Source organism: Solwaraspora sp. WMMB762 (assembly GCF_049179115.1).
Taxonomy (GTDB): domain Bacteria; phylum Actinomycetota; class Actinomycetes; order Mycobacteriales; family Micromonosporaceae; genus Micromonospora_E.
The window spans coordinates 478,134-494,416 of the sequence record NZ_JBMHMD010000001.1; the positions used below are offsets into that span (position 1 = coordinate 478,134).

General features: G+C 71.6%; 19 protein-coding genes. 8 read left to right on the plus strand and 11 right to left on the minus strand.

From position 1 onward, the window contains the following. Positions 1-137: 137 nt before the first annotated feature. Complete coding sequence (locus ACN27J_RS02260; protein WP_421362990.1) at positions 138-1,085, minus strand: helix-turn-helix domain-containing protein; 948 nt, start codon at positions 1,083-1,085, stop codon at positions 138-140. A gap of 67 nt (positions 1,086-1,152) precedes the next feature. Here ACN27J_RS02260 and ACN27J_RS02265 point away from each other — a divergent pair, with 67 nt between their 5' ends. Next, a complete protein-coding gene (locus ACN27J_RS02265; RefSeq protein ID WP_421362991.1) occupies positions 1,153-1,350 on the plus strand; it encodes a hypothetical protein in 198 nt (65 codons plus the stop codon). A gap of 132 nt (positions 1,351-1,482) precedes the next feature. Further along, entirely contained in the window at positions 1,483-2,292 is an 810-nt protein-coding gene (locus tag ACN27J_RS02270; RefSeq protein WP_421362994.1) for a class I SAM-dependent methyltransferase, read from the plus strand. 79 nt (positions 2,293-2,371) lie between these two features. Here ACN27J_RS02270 and ACN27J_RS02275 read toward each other — a convergent pair whose 3' ends face one another. Beyond that, complete coding sequence (locus ACN27J_RS02275; protein WP_421362997.1) at positions 2,372-2,926, minus strand: TetR family transcriptional regulator; 555 nt, start codon at positions 2,924-2,926, stop codon at positions 2,372-2,374. A 96-nt stretch (positions 2,927-3,022) separates the two neighbouring features. On the opposite strand from ACN27J_RS02275, the gene ACN27J_RS02280 reads away from it, so the two are divergent. Further along, positions 3,023-3,904: an oxidoreductase gene (locus ACN27J_RS02280; protein ID WP_421363000.1), complete on the plus strand. Its 882-nt coding sequence runs from the start codon at positions 3,023-3,025 to the stop codon at positions 3,902-3,904. A gap of 5 nt (positions 3,905-3,909) precedes the next feature. On the opposite strand, the gene ACN27J_RS02285 is transcribed toward ACN27J_RS02280, so the two are convergent. After that, positions 3,910-5,055: a phosphotransferase family protein gene (locus ACN27J_RS02285; protein WP_421363002.1), complete on the minus strand. Its 1,146-nt coding sequence runs from the start codon at positions 5,053-5,055 to the stop codon at positions 3,910-3,912. Here ACN27J_RS02285 and ACN27J_RS02290 point away from each other — a divergent pair. From ACN27J_RS02290 to ACN27J_RS02300, 3 genes are read left to right on the plus strand one after another with little or no spacing between them, the layout of a single operon-like run. Next, a complete protein-coding gene (locus ACN27J_RS02290) occupies positions 5,038-5,475 on the plus strand; it encodes a helix-turn-helix transcriptional regulator (RefSeq protein ID WP_421363005.1) in 438 nt (145 codons plus the stop codon). The genes ACN27J_RS02285 and ACN27J_RS02290 overlap by 18 nt on opposite strands. Positions 5,476-5,480: 5 nt before the next feature. Then, positions 5,481-5,891, plus strand: a complete 411-nt coding sequence (locus ACN27J_RS02295; protein ID WP_289206572.1) for a VOC family protein — start codon at positions 5,481-5,483, stop codon at positions 5,889-5,891. 13 nt (positions 5,892-5,904) lie between these two features. Further along, the gene (locus tag ACN27J_RS02300) at positions 5,905-8,292 is read left to right on the plus strand and encodes an ATP-binding cassette domain-containing protein (RefSeq protein ID WP_421363008.1); all 2,388 of its coding nucleotides are present in this window, start codon (positions 5,905-5,907) and stop codon (positions 8,290-8,292) included. Here the strand turns inward: ACN27J_RS02300 and ACN27J_RS02305 are convergent. The 7 genes from ACN27J_RS02305 to ACN27J_RS02335 all read right to left on the minus strand — a co-directional run bounded on the left by ACN27J_RS02305 (position 8,277) and on the right by ACN27J_RS02335 (position 13,945). Then, positions 8,277-9,101 carry an urease accessory protein UreD gene (locus ACN27J_RS02305; protein ID WP_421363010.1) on the minus strand — a complete coding sequence of 275 codons (825 nt, stop codon included), beginning with the start codon at positions 9,099-9,101 and terminating at the stop codon, positions 8,277-8,279. The genes ACN27J_RS02300 and ACN27J_RS02305 overlap by 16 nt on opposite strands. Next, positions 9,101-9,859: an urease accessory protein UreG gene (ureG, locus tag ACN27J_RS02310; RefSeq protein WP_421363012.1), complete on the minus strand. Its 759-nt coding sequence runs from the start codon at positions 9,857-9,859 to the stop codon at positions 9,101-9,103. The genes ACN27J_RS02305 and ureG overlap by 1 nt, the downstream gene beginning before the upstream one ends. Beyond that, positions 9,849-10,541, minus strand: a complete 693-nt coding sequence (locus tag ACN27J_RS02315) for an urease accessory protein UreF (RefSeq protein WP_421363014.1) — start codon at positions 10,539-10,541, stop codon at positions 9,849-9,851. Before ACN27J_RS02315 ends, ureG begins: the two co-directional genes overlap by 11 nt. Positions 10,542-10,579: 38 nt before the next feature. Beyond that, positions 10,580-12,316 carry an urease subunit alpha gene (locus tag ACN27J_RS02320; RefSeq protein WP_421363017.1) on the minus strand — a complete coding sequence of 579 codons (1,737 nt, stop codon included), beginning with the start codon at positions 12,314-12,316 and terminating at the stop codon, positions 10,580-10,582. Then, positions 12,313-12,744 carry an urease subunit beta gene (locus ACN27J_RS02325; protein ID WP_421363020.1) on the minus strand — a complete coding sequence of 144 codons (432 nt, stop codon included), beginning with the start codon at positions 12,742-12,744 and terminating at the stop codon, positions 12,313-12,315. Before ACN27J_RS02325 ends, ACN27J_RS02320 begins: the two co-directional genes overlap by 4 nt. A gap of 8 nt (positions 12,745-12,752) precedes the next feature. After that, positions 12,753-13,055 (minus strand): urease subunit gamma, encoded by a 303-nt coding sequence (locus ACN27J_RS02330; RefSeq protein WP_123601150.1) that lies wholly within the window; start codon positions 13,053-13,055, stop codon positions 12,753-12,755. Between the two features lie 131 nt (positions 13,056-13,186). Next, positions 13,187-13,945, minus strand: coding sequence for a hypothetical protein (locus ACN27J_RS02335; RefSeq protein ID WP_421363023.1), 759 nt, complete (start codon positions 13,943-13,945; stop codon positions 13,187-13,189). Between the two features lie 244 nt (positions 13,946-14,189). Between ACN27J_RS02335 and ACN27J_RS02340 the strand changes: the two genes are divergently transcribed. Beyond that, a complete protein-coding gene (locus tag ACN27J_RS02340) occupies positions 14,190-14,633 on the plus strand; it encodes a hypothetical protein (RefSeq protein WP_421363025.1) in 444 nt (147 codons plus the stop codon). 81 nt (positions 14,634-14,714) lie between these two features. Continuing rightward, entirely contained in the window at positions 14,715-14,900 is a 186-nt protein-coding gene (locus ACN27J_RS02345; RefSeq protein ID WP_421363028.1) for a hypothetical protein, read from the plus strand. Positions 14,901-14,962: 62 nt separating this feature from the next. On the opposite strand, the gene ACN27J_RS02350 is transcribed toward ACN27J_RS02345, so the two are convergent. Beyond that, a complete protein-coding gene (locus tag ACN27J_RS02350; protein ID WP_421363031.1) occupies positions 14,963-16,195 on the minus strand; it encodes a cation:proton antiporter in 1,233 nt (410 codons plus the stop codon). Positions 16,196-16,283: the final 88 nt, after the last annotated feature.

The following is a 16,283-nucleotide window of genomic DNA, read 5'->3' on the forward strand; positions in this document are numbered from 1 at the left end:
CGGCGGGTCCGACGTCTGCACCTCTCGGACCTGTCCCGTCCCCGGCTGCCCGTCTCTGGCTGCCCGGCGGCGGCGGAACCCTAGGTGCGCCTCACCGTTGGTGAGTCACCCCGGAGTAGACGCGCTTGTGGTTTCGGTCACTTTGCTGACCCGTTGCCGTCGGGTATCGGCTGCGCGCGGGCGGCCAGGTCGGACCAGACCCGCTCGTACGCGGCGACGTGCGCCGGCTGGTCGAGGTACATCGTCCCGGTCAGGGTGCCGAGCCGGACCAGCCCCGACCCGGCCGGCTGCCGGCCGGGGACTGCCGTGGCGGCGGCGAAGCGCAGCAGGGTGAACGAGTTGGTCATGCCGGCGTGCGCGCCGCCGGCCAGCGGCAGCACCCGTACCGAGATCCCCGGTCTGATCGTGAGTGCCCGCAGGTGGTCGAGTTGCGCCCGCGTCGTCTCGGCTTCGCCGACGGTACGTCGCAGCGCCCCCTCGTCGACGATCGCCTGCACCGCCGGCGGATGCGGGTGGGTCAGCAGGTGCCGCTGCCGCGCCGCCAGCTGGTCGAGGCGGGCGGCGATGTCGTCGTCGCCGCGTAGACCGGCCGAGCAGCGCAGCAGCGCCTCGGCGTACCCGGGGGTCTGCAGCAGGTCCGGGATCATTGCCTGGGCGTAGCAGCGGATCAGCGTCGCGGACTGCTCGAACGTCGGGTACGGGTCGGCGTCGACCGGCGGCCCGGTCAGCTCGTCGTGCCACCAGCGACCCCGGGCGGGGCGGTCGATCTCCGCCGCCAGGGCGAGCAGGCGTTCGGTGGTCCCGTCGTCGGCCCCGTACAGCTGGCACAGCGCCGACATGTCCGCTGCGGTCCACCGGATCCGCAGGTCACCGGCTTCGATCCGCCACAGGGTGCCGCTGCCCCGGTGCAGTTTGTCGGCGGCGGTGTCCTGGGACAGCCCCGCCTCGTGGCGCAGCGCCGCCAACCAGCGCCCCACCTGACGCCGCAGCAGCGCCGTCCCACCCGCCTGCGCGTTGGTGCCCGCCACCCGGGCTGTTCTTCCGTTGTACGTCGCGGCCCCACGGCCGCCGCCCCTGCCAGTCATACCCGATAGCGTGAAGCATCAGTTGCCTAAAGGCAATGCCCTAGGGCAACTCCTTAGCGTCTGTTGAGTGGACCTGGTCGGCACCTCGGAGTTGCGCGCGATGCTGGGCACGCCCGAGAAGCCGGTGAGCAAGCAGCGGGCGTACGTAGTCAGCCGGTCCAAGGGATTCCCCGATCCGGTAGCGCGGCTGGCGCAAGGTCCGGTGTGGCTGAAGGCCGATGTCGAGCGGTGGATTCAGGAGAACCGGCCGCCCAAGATCAGCTGAGCCGCGTGCCACTGCGGTTCCCTAGTGGAGATCGACATCCCCGTACGCCGGCGTGGCATCTCTGTGGCGCGTAGTGCTCAAGATGTGGGAAAGTGCTCCCGAATTACGAGACGGCCGGCCTATCGTCGGGGCATGGCAGCCGTATACACGCATGGTCATCACGAGTCGGTGCTGCGCTCCCACCGCTGGCGTACCGCCGAGAACTCGGCCGCGTACCTGCTGCCGCATTTGCGGCCCGGCCAGGCGTTGCTCGACATCGGCGCCGGTCCCGGCACCATCACGATGGACCTCGCCGCGCTCGTCGCTCCCGGCCGGGTCACCGCCACCGAGGTCACCGACGAAGCGCTGTCACTGTCCCGCGCCGAGGCGCGGGCCCGGGGCGTCACCACTGTCGACTTCACCACGGCCGACGTACACGAGCTGCCGTTCCCCGACGACGCGTTCGACGTGGTCCACGCCCACCAGGTCCTGCAGCACGTCGCCGACCCGGTCCGCGCGCTCGCCGAGATGCGCCGCGTCTGCCGGCCCGGGGGAGTGGTCGCGGCCCGCGACAGTGACTACGACCGCTTCGCCTGGCACCCCGCCGTACCCGAGCTCGACGAATGGCTCGCGCTCTACCGGGCGACCGCCCGCGCCAACGGCGGCGAACCGGACGCCGGCCGCCGCCTGCTCTCCTGGGCGCTGGCCGCCGGGTTCAGTGACGTCACGCCCGGTGCTTCCGCCTGGTGCTACGCCACGGACGAGGACCGCCGCTGGTGGGGGACCATGTGGTCGGAGCGCATCGTCGCCTCCGAGATGGCCCGGCAGATCATCGCAGCCGGCACCGCCACCCCCGCCGACCTGCAGCGCCTCTCCGCCGGCTGGCTCCGCTGGGCCGACGCGCCCGACGGCTGGTTCGCCATCCTGCACGGCGAGATCCTCTGCCGCGACGCGTCGAGGTGAGGCTGACGCACCTCATTCTCGATTTTGACGTGCGTCAGCCTCACCTCGACGGTTACCGGCCGGGGATGACGAGCCGGCTCTACGGGCGCGGGCCGGGGGTGACGAGTCGGCGTACGGCGGTGGTCACGCTGGCCCGGCGCGCGGTGACCGACGTCGGTGCCGGATCGTCGTAAGACCGGGCGACGGCGAGGACGACGGCGAGCAGTTCGGCGGGCGGGAGCGTGTCGTCGACCCGGCCGGCGGCCTGGGCCTCGGCCAGGGCAGCCAGTTTGCGTCGCGTCGATTGATGGTTCTGCTCCATCCGGGCGAGCTCGCCGGGACGTTCGAGAGTGTGCCACTGCAGCAGTCGGAGCAGATCCGGGTGCGCGACGCCGAAGTCGAACATCGCGGCGGCGTAGCCGGGCAGGTCGTCTGCGTCGAACGGCACCGCCTCGATGAACCGCTCCAGGTGGGTGGCGAGTGTGGTGTCGAAGAGTCGTTCCTTGCTGCCGAAGTACACGTAGATGAGTTGCTTGTTGGCGCCGGCGCGGTCGGCCACCCGGTCGACTCGGGCGCCGGCCAGTCCGTGGGCGGCGAACTCGACGGTGGCGGCGTCGAGGATCCGCTGCTTGGTGGCGGTGGAGTCGCGGGCCATGCCGCCAGCCTACCCGAAACCAACTGGTTGGTTGACAGATGTGAGCTACGGCGCGGATGATGTAACCATCTAGTTGGTTACCCACAGGGAGAGATCATGAGCGACAAGGTCGCCATCGTCACCGGCGCCTCCTCCGGCATCGGCGAGGCCACCGCCCGCAAACTGCAAGCCATGGGCTACGACGTCTACGCCGTCGCCCGCCGGCTCGACCGGATCGCCCCGCTGGCCGACGTCGGCATCCGGCCCGTCCGGACCGACGTCACCGACGACGCCGCGCTGGTCGACCTCGTCGAGCAGGTGCTGGCCGAATCCGGTCGGGTCGACGTGCTGGTGAACAACGCCGGCTACGGCTCGTTCGGCGCGGTCGAGGAGGTGCCGATGGACGAGGCCCGCCGCCAGTTCGACGTCAACGTGTTCGGCCTGGCCCGGCTGACGCAACTGGTGCTGCCGCAGATGCGCCGCCAGGGCAGCGGACGCATCGTCAACATCTCGTCGGTCGGCGGGAAGCTCTACGAGCCGCTCGGCGGCTGGTACCACGCCACCAAGTTCGCCGTCGAAGGACTCAGCGACTCGATGCGGATGGAACTCGCCCCGCTCGGCATCGACGTGGTCGTCATCCAGCCCGGTGCGATCGCCACCGAATGGCCGGTCATCGCCGGTCAGCACCTGCTCGCCACGTCGGGGCACGGCCCGTACGCCGACCAGGCGGCCCGCAGCGCGGCCATCTTCGCCGTCGAGGACGGCGGACCGGCGTCGCCGCCCTCGGTGGTCGCCGACGCCGTCGCCAGAGCGGTGCGTGCCCGCCGGCCACGGACCCGCTACCCCGTCGGTCGTGGTGCCAAGGTGATCCTGGCGGCCCGACGGCTGCTGCCCGACCGAGGCTTCGACCGGTTCGTTCGCATCATGCTGCGTACCCTCGTCCGCGTCGCCAACAGGTACGACGCCCGCCAGCCCCAGCTTGCCCGCGACGGCGCCTGAACCGGTCAGGGCGTGGTTCCGGCCGAGGACAACGCGGCGAGTTCCTCGTTCAGCAGCCCGGTCAGCAGCTCGACCTGCCCCTGATGCTCCGGGCCGGTCAGGTGCCGGCTCGGCATCTCCACCAGCATCACCAGATACAGGTGCATCCGGTAGAGAGCCAGCCGGTGGCGTACTCGATCGTCGTCGAGGTCGACCGCCGCGTCGCCGGCGGCGGCCCGGTAGCCGCGCAGGAACGGATGCTCCGGTTCCTGCTCGGCCCGACGAAACAGCAGCGGGGCGACCAGGTCCATCAGCGGATCGCCGAAGAGGTATCGTTCGCCGTCGACCAGGCCGGTCATCCGCAGTACGCCGTCGAGGTCCGACGCGGCGAGGACGTTGCCGTCCCAGCCGTCCCAGTGCAGCAGGGCCGGCCGGCGTACCGTGTCGAGCAGCCCGGCGTGTCGGGCGAGCAGCGACCGGAACCGGTCAGGTGACGCCGGCAGCCGCACGGACCAGTCGGCGGCGTCGGCGAGCAGCTCCTCGACCATCGCCGTGAACGCCGCCGCCCAGGTCGCCGCTGCGGCGCGGCCGCCGTCGTAGCCGAAACGCCCGCCGGTGATCCGGTGCAACGCCGCGTACGCCACCCCGAGGTCGTGCCGCACCGCACTGTCATCGGGCGGGTCCGCGCTTTCGGCGAGAGCCGGCAGGTTGTGGCCCGGTAGTCGGACAGTGACCAGCCAGTCACCGGCGTCCGGGTCGACTCCGTGGTGCAGTACAGCTGGTACCGGCACCTGCGGCGCATGTGCCGCCACCAGCCGCAGGAACCCGGCCTCGGCGGCGATCATCCCGCGTTCGTAGCGCAGCACCGGCACCTGCGGGGGTGGTCCGACCTTCAACACGACGCTGCGTCCGTCGGCCAGCTCAGCAGACCAGACGGCGGCGAACCAGCCGCCGTCCAGCGGCGCGCAGTCGACCACCCGTGGCGGCGGGTCGAACGACGCTGCGAGGTAGCGCTCGACGTCGTCGGCGGTCAACGCCCGGCGCGTCGGGCTCGCTCCGTTGGCCATGAACCAATTCTCAATGTCGGTGGGCTGGGCGATGTCGGTGGGCTGTGGCAGCATCGCGCGGGTGACCGTCAGCGTGAGGTAGGAAGCGTGAGACAGGACCAGCACCTGGGCGACCTGGCGCGGCTGCGCCGGGTGCGCGACCGGATCGACCGGGAGTACGCCCGGCCACTCGACGTCGAGGCCCTGGCCCGTGGCGTGCACATGTCGGCCGGGCACCTCAGTCGCGAGTTCCGGCGTGCGTACGGCGAGTCGCCGTACGCGTACCTGATGACCCGGCGCATCGAACGCGCGATGGCGCTGCTGCGCCGGGGCGACCTGAGCGTCACCGACGTCTGTTTCGCGGTCGGCTGCTCCTCGTTGGGCACGTTCAGCACCCGGTTCACCGAGCTGGTCGGCGTCCCGCCCAGCGTCTACCGGCGCCGGGCCGGCTCCGCCCGCCCGGAGATGCCCGCCTGCCTGGCAAAACAGGTCACCAGACCGATCAGGAATCGAGAAGCGCGGGTCCCGGCGGCGCAACTAGCGTGACCGGCATGGACATCACGATTCACTCCAGTTTCCTTCCGCACGATGACGCCGACGCCGCGTTGGCCTTCTGGCGCGACCTGCTCGGCTTCGAGCTGCGCCTGGACGTCGGCTACGACGGGATGCGCTGGCTCACCGTCGGCCCGGTCGACCAGCCCGGCACCGCGATCGTGCTGCACCCGCCGGGTGTCGACCCCGGCATCACCGACGACGAGCGCCGTACCATCACCGAGATGATGGCCAAGGGCACCTACGCCGGCATCCTGTTGGCCACCAGCGACCTCGACGGGGTCTTCGAGCGGCTGCAGGCCGGCGACGCGGACATTGTCCAGGAGCCGACCGAGCAGCCGTACGGGGTCCGCGACTGCGCCGTGCGGGACCCCGCCGGCAACCTGATCCGCATCCAGCAGACTCGATAGGTAGGGATTTCCGATGAGCAGGGCCACCGCGTCGGGGGAGCGGCCGTCCACCCCGCACCCCGCCGACAGTCACGACCTGATCCGGGTGCACGGCGCGCGGGTGAACAACCTCAAGGACGTCAGCGTCGAGATCCCGAAACGCCGGCTGACGGTGTTCACCGGGGTCTCCGGCTCGGGCAAGAGTTCGCTGGTGTTCGGCACGGTCGCCGCCGAGTCGCAGCGCCTGATCAACGAGACGTACAGCGCCTTCGTGCAGGGGTTCATGCCGACGCTGGCCCGGCCTGAGGTCGACGTGCTCGACGGGCTGACCACGGCGATCATCGTCGACCAGGAGCGGATGGGCGGTGATCCGCGGTCCACGGTCGGCACCGCCACCGACGCCAACGCGATGCTGCGGATCCTGTTCAGCCGGCTCGGGCAGCCGTACGTCGGCCCGCCCAACGCGTTCTCCTTCAACCTCGCCTCGGTGCGGGCCAGCGGGGCGATCACCGTCGAACGCGGCGCCAGCAAGACCACGAAGCAGACCTTCACCCGGCTGGGCGGCATGTGTCCGCGCTGCGAGGGCCGGGGGTCGGTCACCGACTTCGACCTGACCGCGCTGTACGACGACAGCAAGTCGCTCAACGAGGGCGCGCTGACCATTCCCGGCTACAGCGTCGACGGCTGGTACGGGCGCATCTTCAGCGGCTGCGGCTTCTTCGACCCGGACAAACCAATCCGCAAGTTCACCAAGTCGCAGCTGCACGACCTGCTCTACAAGGAGCCGACCCGGATCAAGGTCGACAACGTCAACGTGACGTACGAGGGCCTGATCCCGCGGATTCAGAAGTCGTTCCTGGCCAAGGACGTCGACGCGATGCAGCCGCACATCCGGGCGTTCGTGCAACGGGCGATCACCTTCACCACCTGCCCGGACTGCGCCGGCACCCGACTGAACGAGGCGGCCCGGTCGTCGAAGATCAACGGGATCAACATCGCCGACGCGTGCGCGATGCAGATCAGCGACCTCGCCGAGTGGGTCCAGGATCTGGCCGAGCCGTCGGTCGCTCCGCTGCTGACCGCGCTGCGGCACACCCTCGACTCGTTCGTCGAGATCGGCCTCGGCTACCTCTCCCTGGACCGCCCGGCGGGCACCCTGTCCGGCGGCGAGGCGCAGCGCACCAAGATGATCCGGCATCTCGGGTCGTCGTTGACCGACGTCACCTACGTCTTCGACGAGCCGACCATCGGGTTGCACCCGCACGACATCGCCCGGATGAACAACCTGCTGCTGCGGCTGCGGGACAAGGGCAACACGGTGCTGGTGGTCGAGCACAAGCCGGAGACGATCGCGATCGCCGACCACGTCGTCGACCTCGGTCCCGGTGCCGGCACCGCCGGCGGCGAGGTGATGTTCGAAGGCACCGTGGACGGGCTGCGGGCCAGCGTCACCGTCACCGGCCGCCACCTCGACGACCGGGCCAGCCTGAAGAAGTCGGTCCGCGAGCCCACCGGCACGCTGGAGATCCGTGGCGCGAACGCCAACAACCTGCGCGACGTTGACGTCGACATCCCGCTCGGTGTGCTGGTCGTGGTGACCGGGGTTGCCGGCTCCGGCAAGAGTTCGCTGCTGCACGGGTCGATCCCGGCTGACGCGGGGGTGGTGTCGATCGACCAGACCGGCATCCGTGGCTCACGGCGCAGCAACCCGGCGACGTACACCGGGCTGCTCGACCCGATCCGCAAGGCGTTCGCGAAGGCCAGCGGGGTCAAGCCGGCGTTGTTCAGCGCCAACTCCGAGGGTGCCTGTCCGACCTGCAACGGTGCCGGGGTCATCTACACCGACCTGGCGATGATGGCCGGCGTCGCCACCGTCTGTGAGGACTGCGAGGGCCGGCGGTTCCAGTCAGCGGTGTTGGAGTACCACCTCGGCGGCCGGGACATCAGCGAGGTGCTGGCGATGTCGGTGGCCGAGGCCGAGGAGTTCTTCGCGGCCGGCGACGCCTGCACCCCGGCCGCGCACGCGGTCCTGCGTCGGCTCGCCGACGTCGGGCTCGGCTACCTCACTCTGGGCCAGCCGCTCACCACCCTGTCCGGCGGCGAGCGGCAGCGGCTGAAACTGGCTACCCACATGGCGGAGAAGGGCGGCGTCTACGTCCTCGACGAGCCGACCACCGGCCTGCACCTGGCCGACGTCGAGCAGCTGCTCGGCCTGCTCGACCGGCTGGTCGACGCCGGCAAGTCGGTGATCGTCATCGAGCACCACCAGGCGGTCATGGCGCACGCCGACTGGATCATCGACCTGGGGCCGGGTGCCGGTCACGACGGCGGCCGGATCGTCTTCGAGGGCACCCCGGCCGACCTGGTCGCGGCCCGTTCGACGCTGACGGGCGAGCACCTCGCCGCCTACGTCGGCGGCTGAGCCCCGGCCCGGTCTGGTGCGGCCCGGTCTGGTTCGGCGTGGTCCGGTTCACCTCGGTCCGCTTCGGCCCGGTCGAGCTCGGCGCGAACGCCGCGGGCGGTCGGGCCGGTCGCGGTGACCAGCACCGCCGGCCCGCCGGCCAGTGGCAGCCGGGCCGCGCCGGGGCCGAGCGGGGCGGCCGCCGCCGGCCCGCCGGCCGCCCACTCCGGCCGTACCACCAGCACCGAACCGGTCGCCTTCGCCCCGGCGAGCACCGCCGGCCCGGCCCAGCCGTCGGCGCGCGGCCCCACCGCCAGGTCGGTACGCAGCACCGTGCGGCCCGCGTACCGGACGGTGGTGTCGATCCGGGCATCGCCGGACGGCTCACCGTCGCGCCCGCAGACCAGCTCCTCCCGCCACACCAGGGCCGCGCCGTCGGCCAGCTCCACCACCGACCGGGACAGGTGGTGGCAGCCGGCGGCGGCGATCAGCGGCTCCGGCAGCCAGCGCAGTTCGCCGCCGGCCGCGACCCGGACCAGCATCTCCAGGTTCGACCGCCGGCCGCCGGGTCCGGGCAACGCCAGCGACGCCGCGACAGTACGCAGACACACCCGCGCCCCCGGCCCGATTTCGACGTCCAGCCGCAGATCGTCGCCGCCGAGCGGGCCGGCCGCCGCGCCGACCAGATGCACCTGGACCTCGCCGCCGTCGGCGGCGGCCGCTGCCGGGCCGGTGCGGCGCAGTACCAGCGGCGGCTCGCCGCGCAGGCAGACCAGCCGGGTACGCCCGGCGGCGTCGACCTCGGCGACCAGCCGGGCGTGGGCCCGCATCAGCCGGCGACCTCCGCCGGTGTCTGGGCGCGGGCCCGCAGCAGCCCTCGGATCCAGTCGGCCACCGGCTTCGCCGTACGGTCCTGCACCAGCGACAGGAACACCGTCGGCAGCTCGCCCCGGCGGGCAGCGGCGTCGCGCTCCATCACCGACAGGTCGGCGTTGACCAGCGGCGCCAGGTCCGTCTTGTTGATCACCAGCAGGTCGGCGGTGCTCACCCCCGGCCCGCCCTTGCGGGGCACCTTGTCGCCGCCGGCCACGTCGACCACGAAGATCTGCTGGTCGATCAGGCCCCGGCTGAACGTGGCGGTCAGGTTGTCCCCGCCGCTCTCCACCAGCACCAGATCGAGAGTGCCCAACTGCTCGGACAGGTCCTCGATGGCGTCGAGGTTGGCGGAGATGTCGTCGCGGATCGCGGTGTGTGGGCAGCAACCGGTCTCCACCGCCCGGACCCGCTCCGCCGGCAGTACGCCGTTGCGCAGCAGGAAGTCGGCGTCCTCGGTGGTGTAGATGTCGTTGGTGACCACGGCCAGCCGCAGTTCGTCGGCGAGTGCCCGGCACAGCGCGGCGACCAGCGCGGTCTTGCCGGAGCCGACCGGCCCGCCGATGCCGATCCGCAGCGCGGGGGAACCGTCCGGCAGCCGGGGCGGGTGCGGGTCGACGCCCGGATCGGGGTGGGTGTGCGGCACCTCCCCGTCGGTGTGCGCGTGCGGTTCGGCGGACCCGCCGTGGACGTGGGTGTGTGGTTCAGGACGCAAAGAGACGCACCTCCCAGGTGGCGTGGTGTTCGGCGTCGACCTCCGGGATCGGGGCCGAGCCGGCGGGCAGGTCGTCGACCGGCCGGTCGGCCAGGGCGGCCGCCCCGGCGGCGACCGCGTCGATGTCCGGCGCGAGCCGGGCCAGCAGGCCGTGCACCGCGTACGGGTCGAGGCCGAGCAGCCGCACGGCGGCGCTGGCCGGTCCGGTGACGGCGGTGTACGCGGCGGCCAGCGCCGCCTCGGCCGGGCCGAGGCCGGCGGCGGCGGCGACCATGCCGAGCGCCACCGGCTGGTGGCGGTCCCGGGGGCCGCCCGCCGGCAACGCCCAGATGCCGCGTCCGGCGCGCAGCAACGCCCGACCCTGCGCCCGCGACGCGCGGCGAAGCGCGGGTGACGGGGTGCGGGCGTCGATACCGTCGTCGAGCGCGTCCAGCCGGCCAGGGCCGGCCCCGTCGGCGGTCGCCCCGTCGGCGGCTGCGGCTGCGCTGGCCGTGGCAGCCGCGGCGAACGCGGCGGCGGTACGCCCACCGGTGCCGAGCCGGCCGGTCAGGTACGCCGCCACGCCGGCCAGGTCGCGGACCCGACCGGCGACGATGGCCGCCTCCAGCCCGCTGGAGTGGGCGTGCCCGCCGGCCGGCAGCCGGCCGTCGGCCAGCACCAGCAGCGTGGCGAGCCCGCTCATCGGCGGGTCCGGGCGGGACAGGTGATCATCGCCGGTTGTCAGAACAGGAAGTAGCGCTGCGCCATCGGCAGCTCCGTCGCCGGGGCTGGCTCGACTGTCTCCCCGTCGATGCGCACCGTGAACGTGTCCGCGTCGATCTCGATCCGGGGGGTGGCGTCGTTCAGCGGCATGTCGGCCTTGCCCCGCCGCCGGGTGTCGGCGACCGGGGCGAGCCGGCGGCGGATGCCGAGCCGGTCACCGAGCAGCGCGTCGATCGCCGCCGGCGCGACGAACGCCAGGCTGGTGGCGGCCGGCACGGTGCCGTACGCGCCGAACATCGGCCTCGGCAGCATCGGCTGCGGGGTCGGAATGGACGCGTTCGCGTCGCCCATCTGCGCCCAGGCGATCATGCCGCCCTTGATCACCAGATGCGGCCGTACGCCGAAGAACGCCGGATCCCACAGCACCAGGTCGGCCAGCTTGCCCGGCTCGACCGAGCCGACCTCACCCTCGATGCCGTGCGCCACCGCCGGGCAGATCGTGTACTTGGCGACGTACCGTCGGGCCCGCATGTTGTCGGCCGGCCCGTCGCCGGGCAGCGCGCCACGGCGCGCCTTCATCACGTGCGCGGTCTGCCAGGTCCGCATGACCACCTCGCCGATGCGTCCCATCGCCTGCGAGTCGGAGCCGATCATCGAGATGGCGCCGAGGTCGTGCAGGATGTCCTCGCCGGCCATCGTGCTGGGCCGGATCCGGCTCTCGGCGAACGCCAGGTCCTCCGGCACGCTCGGGTTCAGATGGTGGCAGACCATCAGCATGTCGAGGTGCTCGTCGAGGGTGTTGACGGTGTGCGGGCGGGTCGGGTTGGTCGACGACGGCAGCACGTTCGGCTCGGCCGCGACCCGCATGATGTCCGGCGCGTGCCCGCCGCCGGCCCCTTCGGTGTGGTACGCGTGGATCGACCGGCCGGCGATCGCGGCCAGGGTGGACTCCACGTACCCGGCTTCGTTGAGGGTGTCGGTGTGGATCGCCACCTGCACGCCGGAGGCGTCGGCCACCCGCAGGCAGGCGTCGATCGCGGCCGGGGTGGTGCCCCAGTCCTCGTGCAGCTTGAAGCCGCCGGCGCCGCCGCGCAGCTGCTCCCACATGGATTCTTCGCTGACCGTGTTGCCCTTGCCGAGCAGCAGCACGTTGACCGGCCACGGGTCGAGCGCGGCGAGCATCATGCCCAGGTGCCACGGGCCGGGGGTGACCGTAGTCGCCTTGCTGCCCTCGGCCGGCCCGGTGCCGCCGCCCATGATGGTGGTGACGCCGCTGGCCAGCGCTGTCTCCAGGATCTGCGGGCAGATCAGGTGTACGTGGCTGTCGATCGCCCCGGCGGTGAGGATCTTGCCGTTGCCGGCGATGATCTCGGTGCCCGGCCCGATCACCAGGTCCGGGTGCACCCCGTCCATCGTGTCCGGGTTGCCGGCCTTGCCGAGCGCGACGATCCGGCCGTCACGGATGCCGACGTCGGCCTTGACGACGCCCCAGTGGTCGAGCACCACCGCGCCGGTGATCACCGTGTCGGGTGCTCCTTCGGCCCGGGTCGCCAGGGACTGGCCCATCGACTCGCGGATCACCTTGCCGCCGCCGAAGACCACCTCGTCGCCGTACGCCGGGGTGCCGTCGGCGTCGGGCGGCGCGCAACGGTCCTCCTCGACCTCGATCAGCAGGTTGGTGTCGGCCAGCCGGATCCGGTCACCGGTGGTCGGGCCGAGCAGGGCGGCGTACCGCCGTCGGTCCAGGGTGCTCACGCCGTGCCTCCCGTCGCGCCGGTGTCCGCCTGGTCGGCCGGGCCGCGTCCGGTGCCCGCAGCGTCAGTCCGGCCGCGTCCGTCCAGCTCGCCGGCGCATTCGCCGCGCAGCCCGGCGACGATCCGCCGGCCGCCGAACGGCACCAGGGCGACCTCCCGGTCGACGCCGGGTTCGAAACGCACCGAGGTGCCGGCCGGCACCGCCAGCCGGTGACCCCACGCGGCGGACCGGTCGAAGTCCAGCGCCGGGTTGGCCTCGGCGAAGTGGTAGTGGGAGCCGACCTGCACCGGCCGGTCGCCGGTGTTGACCACCGGCAGGGCCAGCACCGGACGGCCGGAATGGAGGGTGACCGGTCCGTCACCGGGGATCAGTTCACCGGGAACGACTGTGCCGCCGTCGGTGCCCGACGGCGTGGATGGTGCAGTCAATCTCGCTCCTAGGAGATCGGCTCGTGTACGGTGACCAGCTTCGTCCCGTCGGGGAAGGTGGCTTCCACCTGCACCTCGGGGAGCATCTCCGGCACTCCGTCGAGCACGTCCTCGCGGCCGAGCACGGTGCGCCCGGCCTCCATCAGCTCCGCCACGCTGCGGCCGTCCCGGGCACCTTCCAACAGGAAGGCGGTGATCACCGCGGTCGCCTCCGGGTGGTTGAGCCGGATGCCCCTCTCACGGCGCTTCCAGGCCACGTCGGCAGCGACGTGGATGAGCAGTCGCTCCTGCTCGTGCCGGGTGAGAAACAAGCCGGACCTCCATGAGCGATCGAGACCTGGGTCGTGCCAGATGCTGGCATTCTGACATTTCAATCACGTTACGTACGCGTATCTGACTCACTGGGTCGGTGACCTCACCTGCACAGGCGGGGCGGCAGCGGTCATTCGTACAGGGCGGCGTCTACCAGGATCGCCACCCCGTCCGGCAGCTCGCACCGCACCCGGATTGTCATCTCGGCCGCACCCTCGACTACGGCCGTCAACGGGGCCGGCTCGTCAGCGGTCGCCTCGTACTGCCCGCCGCCCAGCGTCCAGACCAGGCTGCCGTCGCGGGCCCGTTCGCCGACGAACGCCTCGACGTGCATGAGCGCGTCCGGTCTACTGGTGAAGTGCGGGCGCACGGTCGTGGCGAAACTGTCGTACCTGCCGAGCAGTTGGTATGTGACTTCCCGCATCTTGTCGTTGCTCTGATTGCTCGGGCATTCGATCATGACGACCCGGTCGAGTCCGGGTGTGTCACGCAGATCGCGGGGGAGTCCGGTCAGATTACCCCCGCCTGCCTGCGGCTGCAGGTCGGCCAGATAGTGGAAGGCGCCCTGCTCTGGATGGTCGGTCCCGGTCGGGGTTCCAGCAGAGGCGCCACCAGTCGGTCGTGAGCCATCCAAGCTGACCGAAGTGGACGGAGTTGCACTGGGGGTGCCGTCGCCATTCGGAAAGAGCCAGGCCAGTAGCGCGACGACCAGGCTCGCCGCGCCGATAGCCGCAGCGACCCGCTCCACAGTGACGCGATACCGGCGACCGGGGTCGCGAGTGGTGTCATCCGCACGGGCGGTCGTCTTTCCTGTCAATTCGGACATCCCTCTTGTGTAGGCAGAGGAACCTGATTGAGCCGTCATGGCATTATGGCGTTGTTCGATCATTGCCAGTCAATCGGGTGCCGCGTCGTTGGGTGCAATGGCCGCCGAGCTGTGGTTGTCCAGGGTCCGGACGGCGGCGCCGCCACGTTGCCCGACATCAATTCTTGGAGGTCCGATGCCAACTGCTGGAGCGGGCTCAGGTTCTGCTGCGCCGCCGCCCTCGCCGGGCGGACCACCGACCGGTGTCGATCCGGGTGCCGGCGGCCGGGGGCCCGCCACCGGGCCCGGTGGCGGGCGGGGGTTGGCCGTGCGTGGCGGGTTGCTTCTCGCGCTCACGGTCTCGGTGCTTGCCCTGCTGCTGTCCGGCGGATCGACTCTGCTGGCCTGGCGTGCGCTCGACCAGGCGAGGGATGCCAAGGACATCGCCCTCGGCCCCGACCGGTCAGCGGTCAGCCCAATCCCCGCCACTGGTGGCGATGGCAGCACAGCCACTCCCGGTACCGCAGGACCGGGTCAGACCGACCCGCCGGCTCCGGAGCTGACGGACTCCGTCCTCGACGACAACCTCACCGGTCCACCGCCGCTCGACGAGCAAACGGTGTACACCGAGCTGTACGTCCGCCGTGAGCTCACCCTTCGTGCGTACGACGGTAATTCGATGAACGTCGACCTCGACGAGCCGCGCGCGAACGTCGCCTCCATCGGCTCCGACCTCAGCCTGCGGTCCAGCTACGAGAACGAGCCCGACTAACTGGCGCTGGGCGACGGTGTCGAGGGGAGCGAATCCGAGCAGCCGGACCTGACACCGCAGGAATGTGCCGAGCGGATCCAGTTGTCCCCGCTCGGCAATGACACCCCGGTGCCGGTCCGCCAAGGCGTCGTGCTGTGCCTGGTCACCTCGTTCGAGGTCGCGGAAAGCCGCGGAGATCCGCGGCGGATGGTGCTGGTTGAGATAACCGGGGTGGCCGCGGACGGGCGAGTGACGATCGCGGCGACGGCCTGGAACATCCCGAGCTAGTCACCCGGCCAGGGAATTCGGCTGCCGTCCCTTGTGCACCGGCGACCCGGCCCGGACCGTACCTACGTCGAGCCAGCCGGGTCGCCGGCGTCGTCGCGACCGCGCCGACGGCGTAGAGCCTCGTGCCAGGCCGGTGTCTCCCGTTCGTCGTCGAAGGCGTTGGCGATCACCACGTCGGTCGACGAGTGCAGCAGGATCGAGATCACGATGGTCAGCGCGACCAGATGGAAGACCTCGTCGGCGGCGTCGATGCCGGACTTGAGCACGATCAGGCCGTACACCACCGACGCGAAGCCCTTCGGCCCGAACCACATCCCCGCCGCCTGTTCCCGGGGCGTCAACCCGGAGCGGATGAAGGCGATGGCCAGCGCCACCGGCCGGGCGACGAAGATGGCCAGCACCGCGAAGACCCATCCCGGCCAGGAGATCTCGCCGAGGAACTCGATCGAGATCAGCGCGCCGAAGACCAGCAGGGCGGCCAGCTTCAGCAGCTCGGAGACGCTCTCGCCGAAATGCTCGAACGCGGCCCGCTGGCGGGGGCCGAAGGTGGCGATGGTGCTGCCGGCGGCGAACGCGGCCAGGAACAGGTTGCCGTGGGTGGCCTGCCCGAGAGCCAGCACGAGCAGGCCGATCGCCACCCCGTTGAGCGGCGCGTACAGGGCCGACGCGGCGAACCACCGGGTCCGTTCCAGGGCGATCGCCAGCGCGGGGACGGCGACCCCGATGACCAGGCCGACGGCGAGTTCGGTGGCCAGCTCGTCGAGGTGCAGGTCGCCGGAGCCGGTGGCGATCGCCAGGAACAGGATCACGAACGGCAACGCGAGGCCGTCGTTGATCCCGGACTCGACATTGAGCAGATGCCGCAGCCGGTACGGCACCTTCTCGTTGCCGACCAGCGCGGCGGCGAACACCGGGTCGGTCGGGGCCAGCACCGCGCCGATCAGCAGCGATTCCGCCCAGCCCAGCCCGGCCACGTAGTGGGCCAGCACCGCGGTGATCACCAGGGTGAGCGGCAGCCCCCAGCCCAGCGCCCGGCCGGGCAGCCGCCAGGCCGAGCGCAGGTCCTGCCAGCCGACCCGCATCCCGTCGGTGAACAGCACGGCGAACAGCGCCAGCTCGGCGAGGGTGTTGACGATCGACGAGTCGGCCTGCACGTCCAGCACGCCGGTGGTCTGCGGCCCGAGCAGGAACCCGGCCACCAGGAACAACGCCGCCGTGGACAGGATGGTGCGGTGGGCCAGTGCCGACACCAGCACGGCGAGCAGCAGGACGGCGGCGAAACTCAGCAGCAGCATGTGAACTCCGGGACCGGCGGCGAGCGGTGGTGATGGTGTCGGGCCCGGTGATGGTACGTGCCGACGGGGTCGGGATCGGCGCGGACCG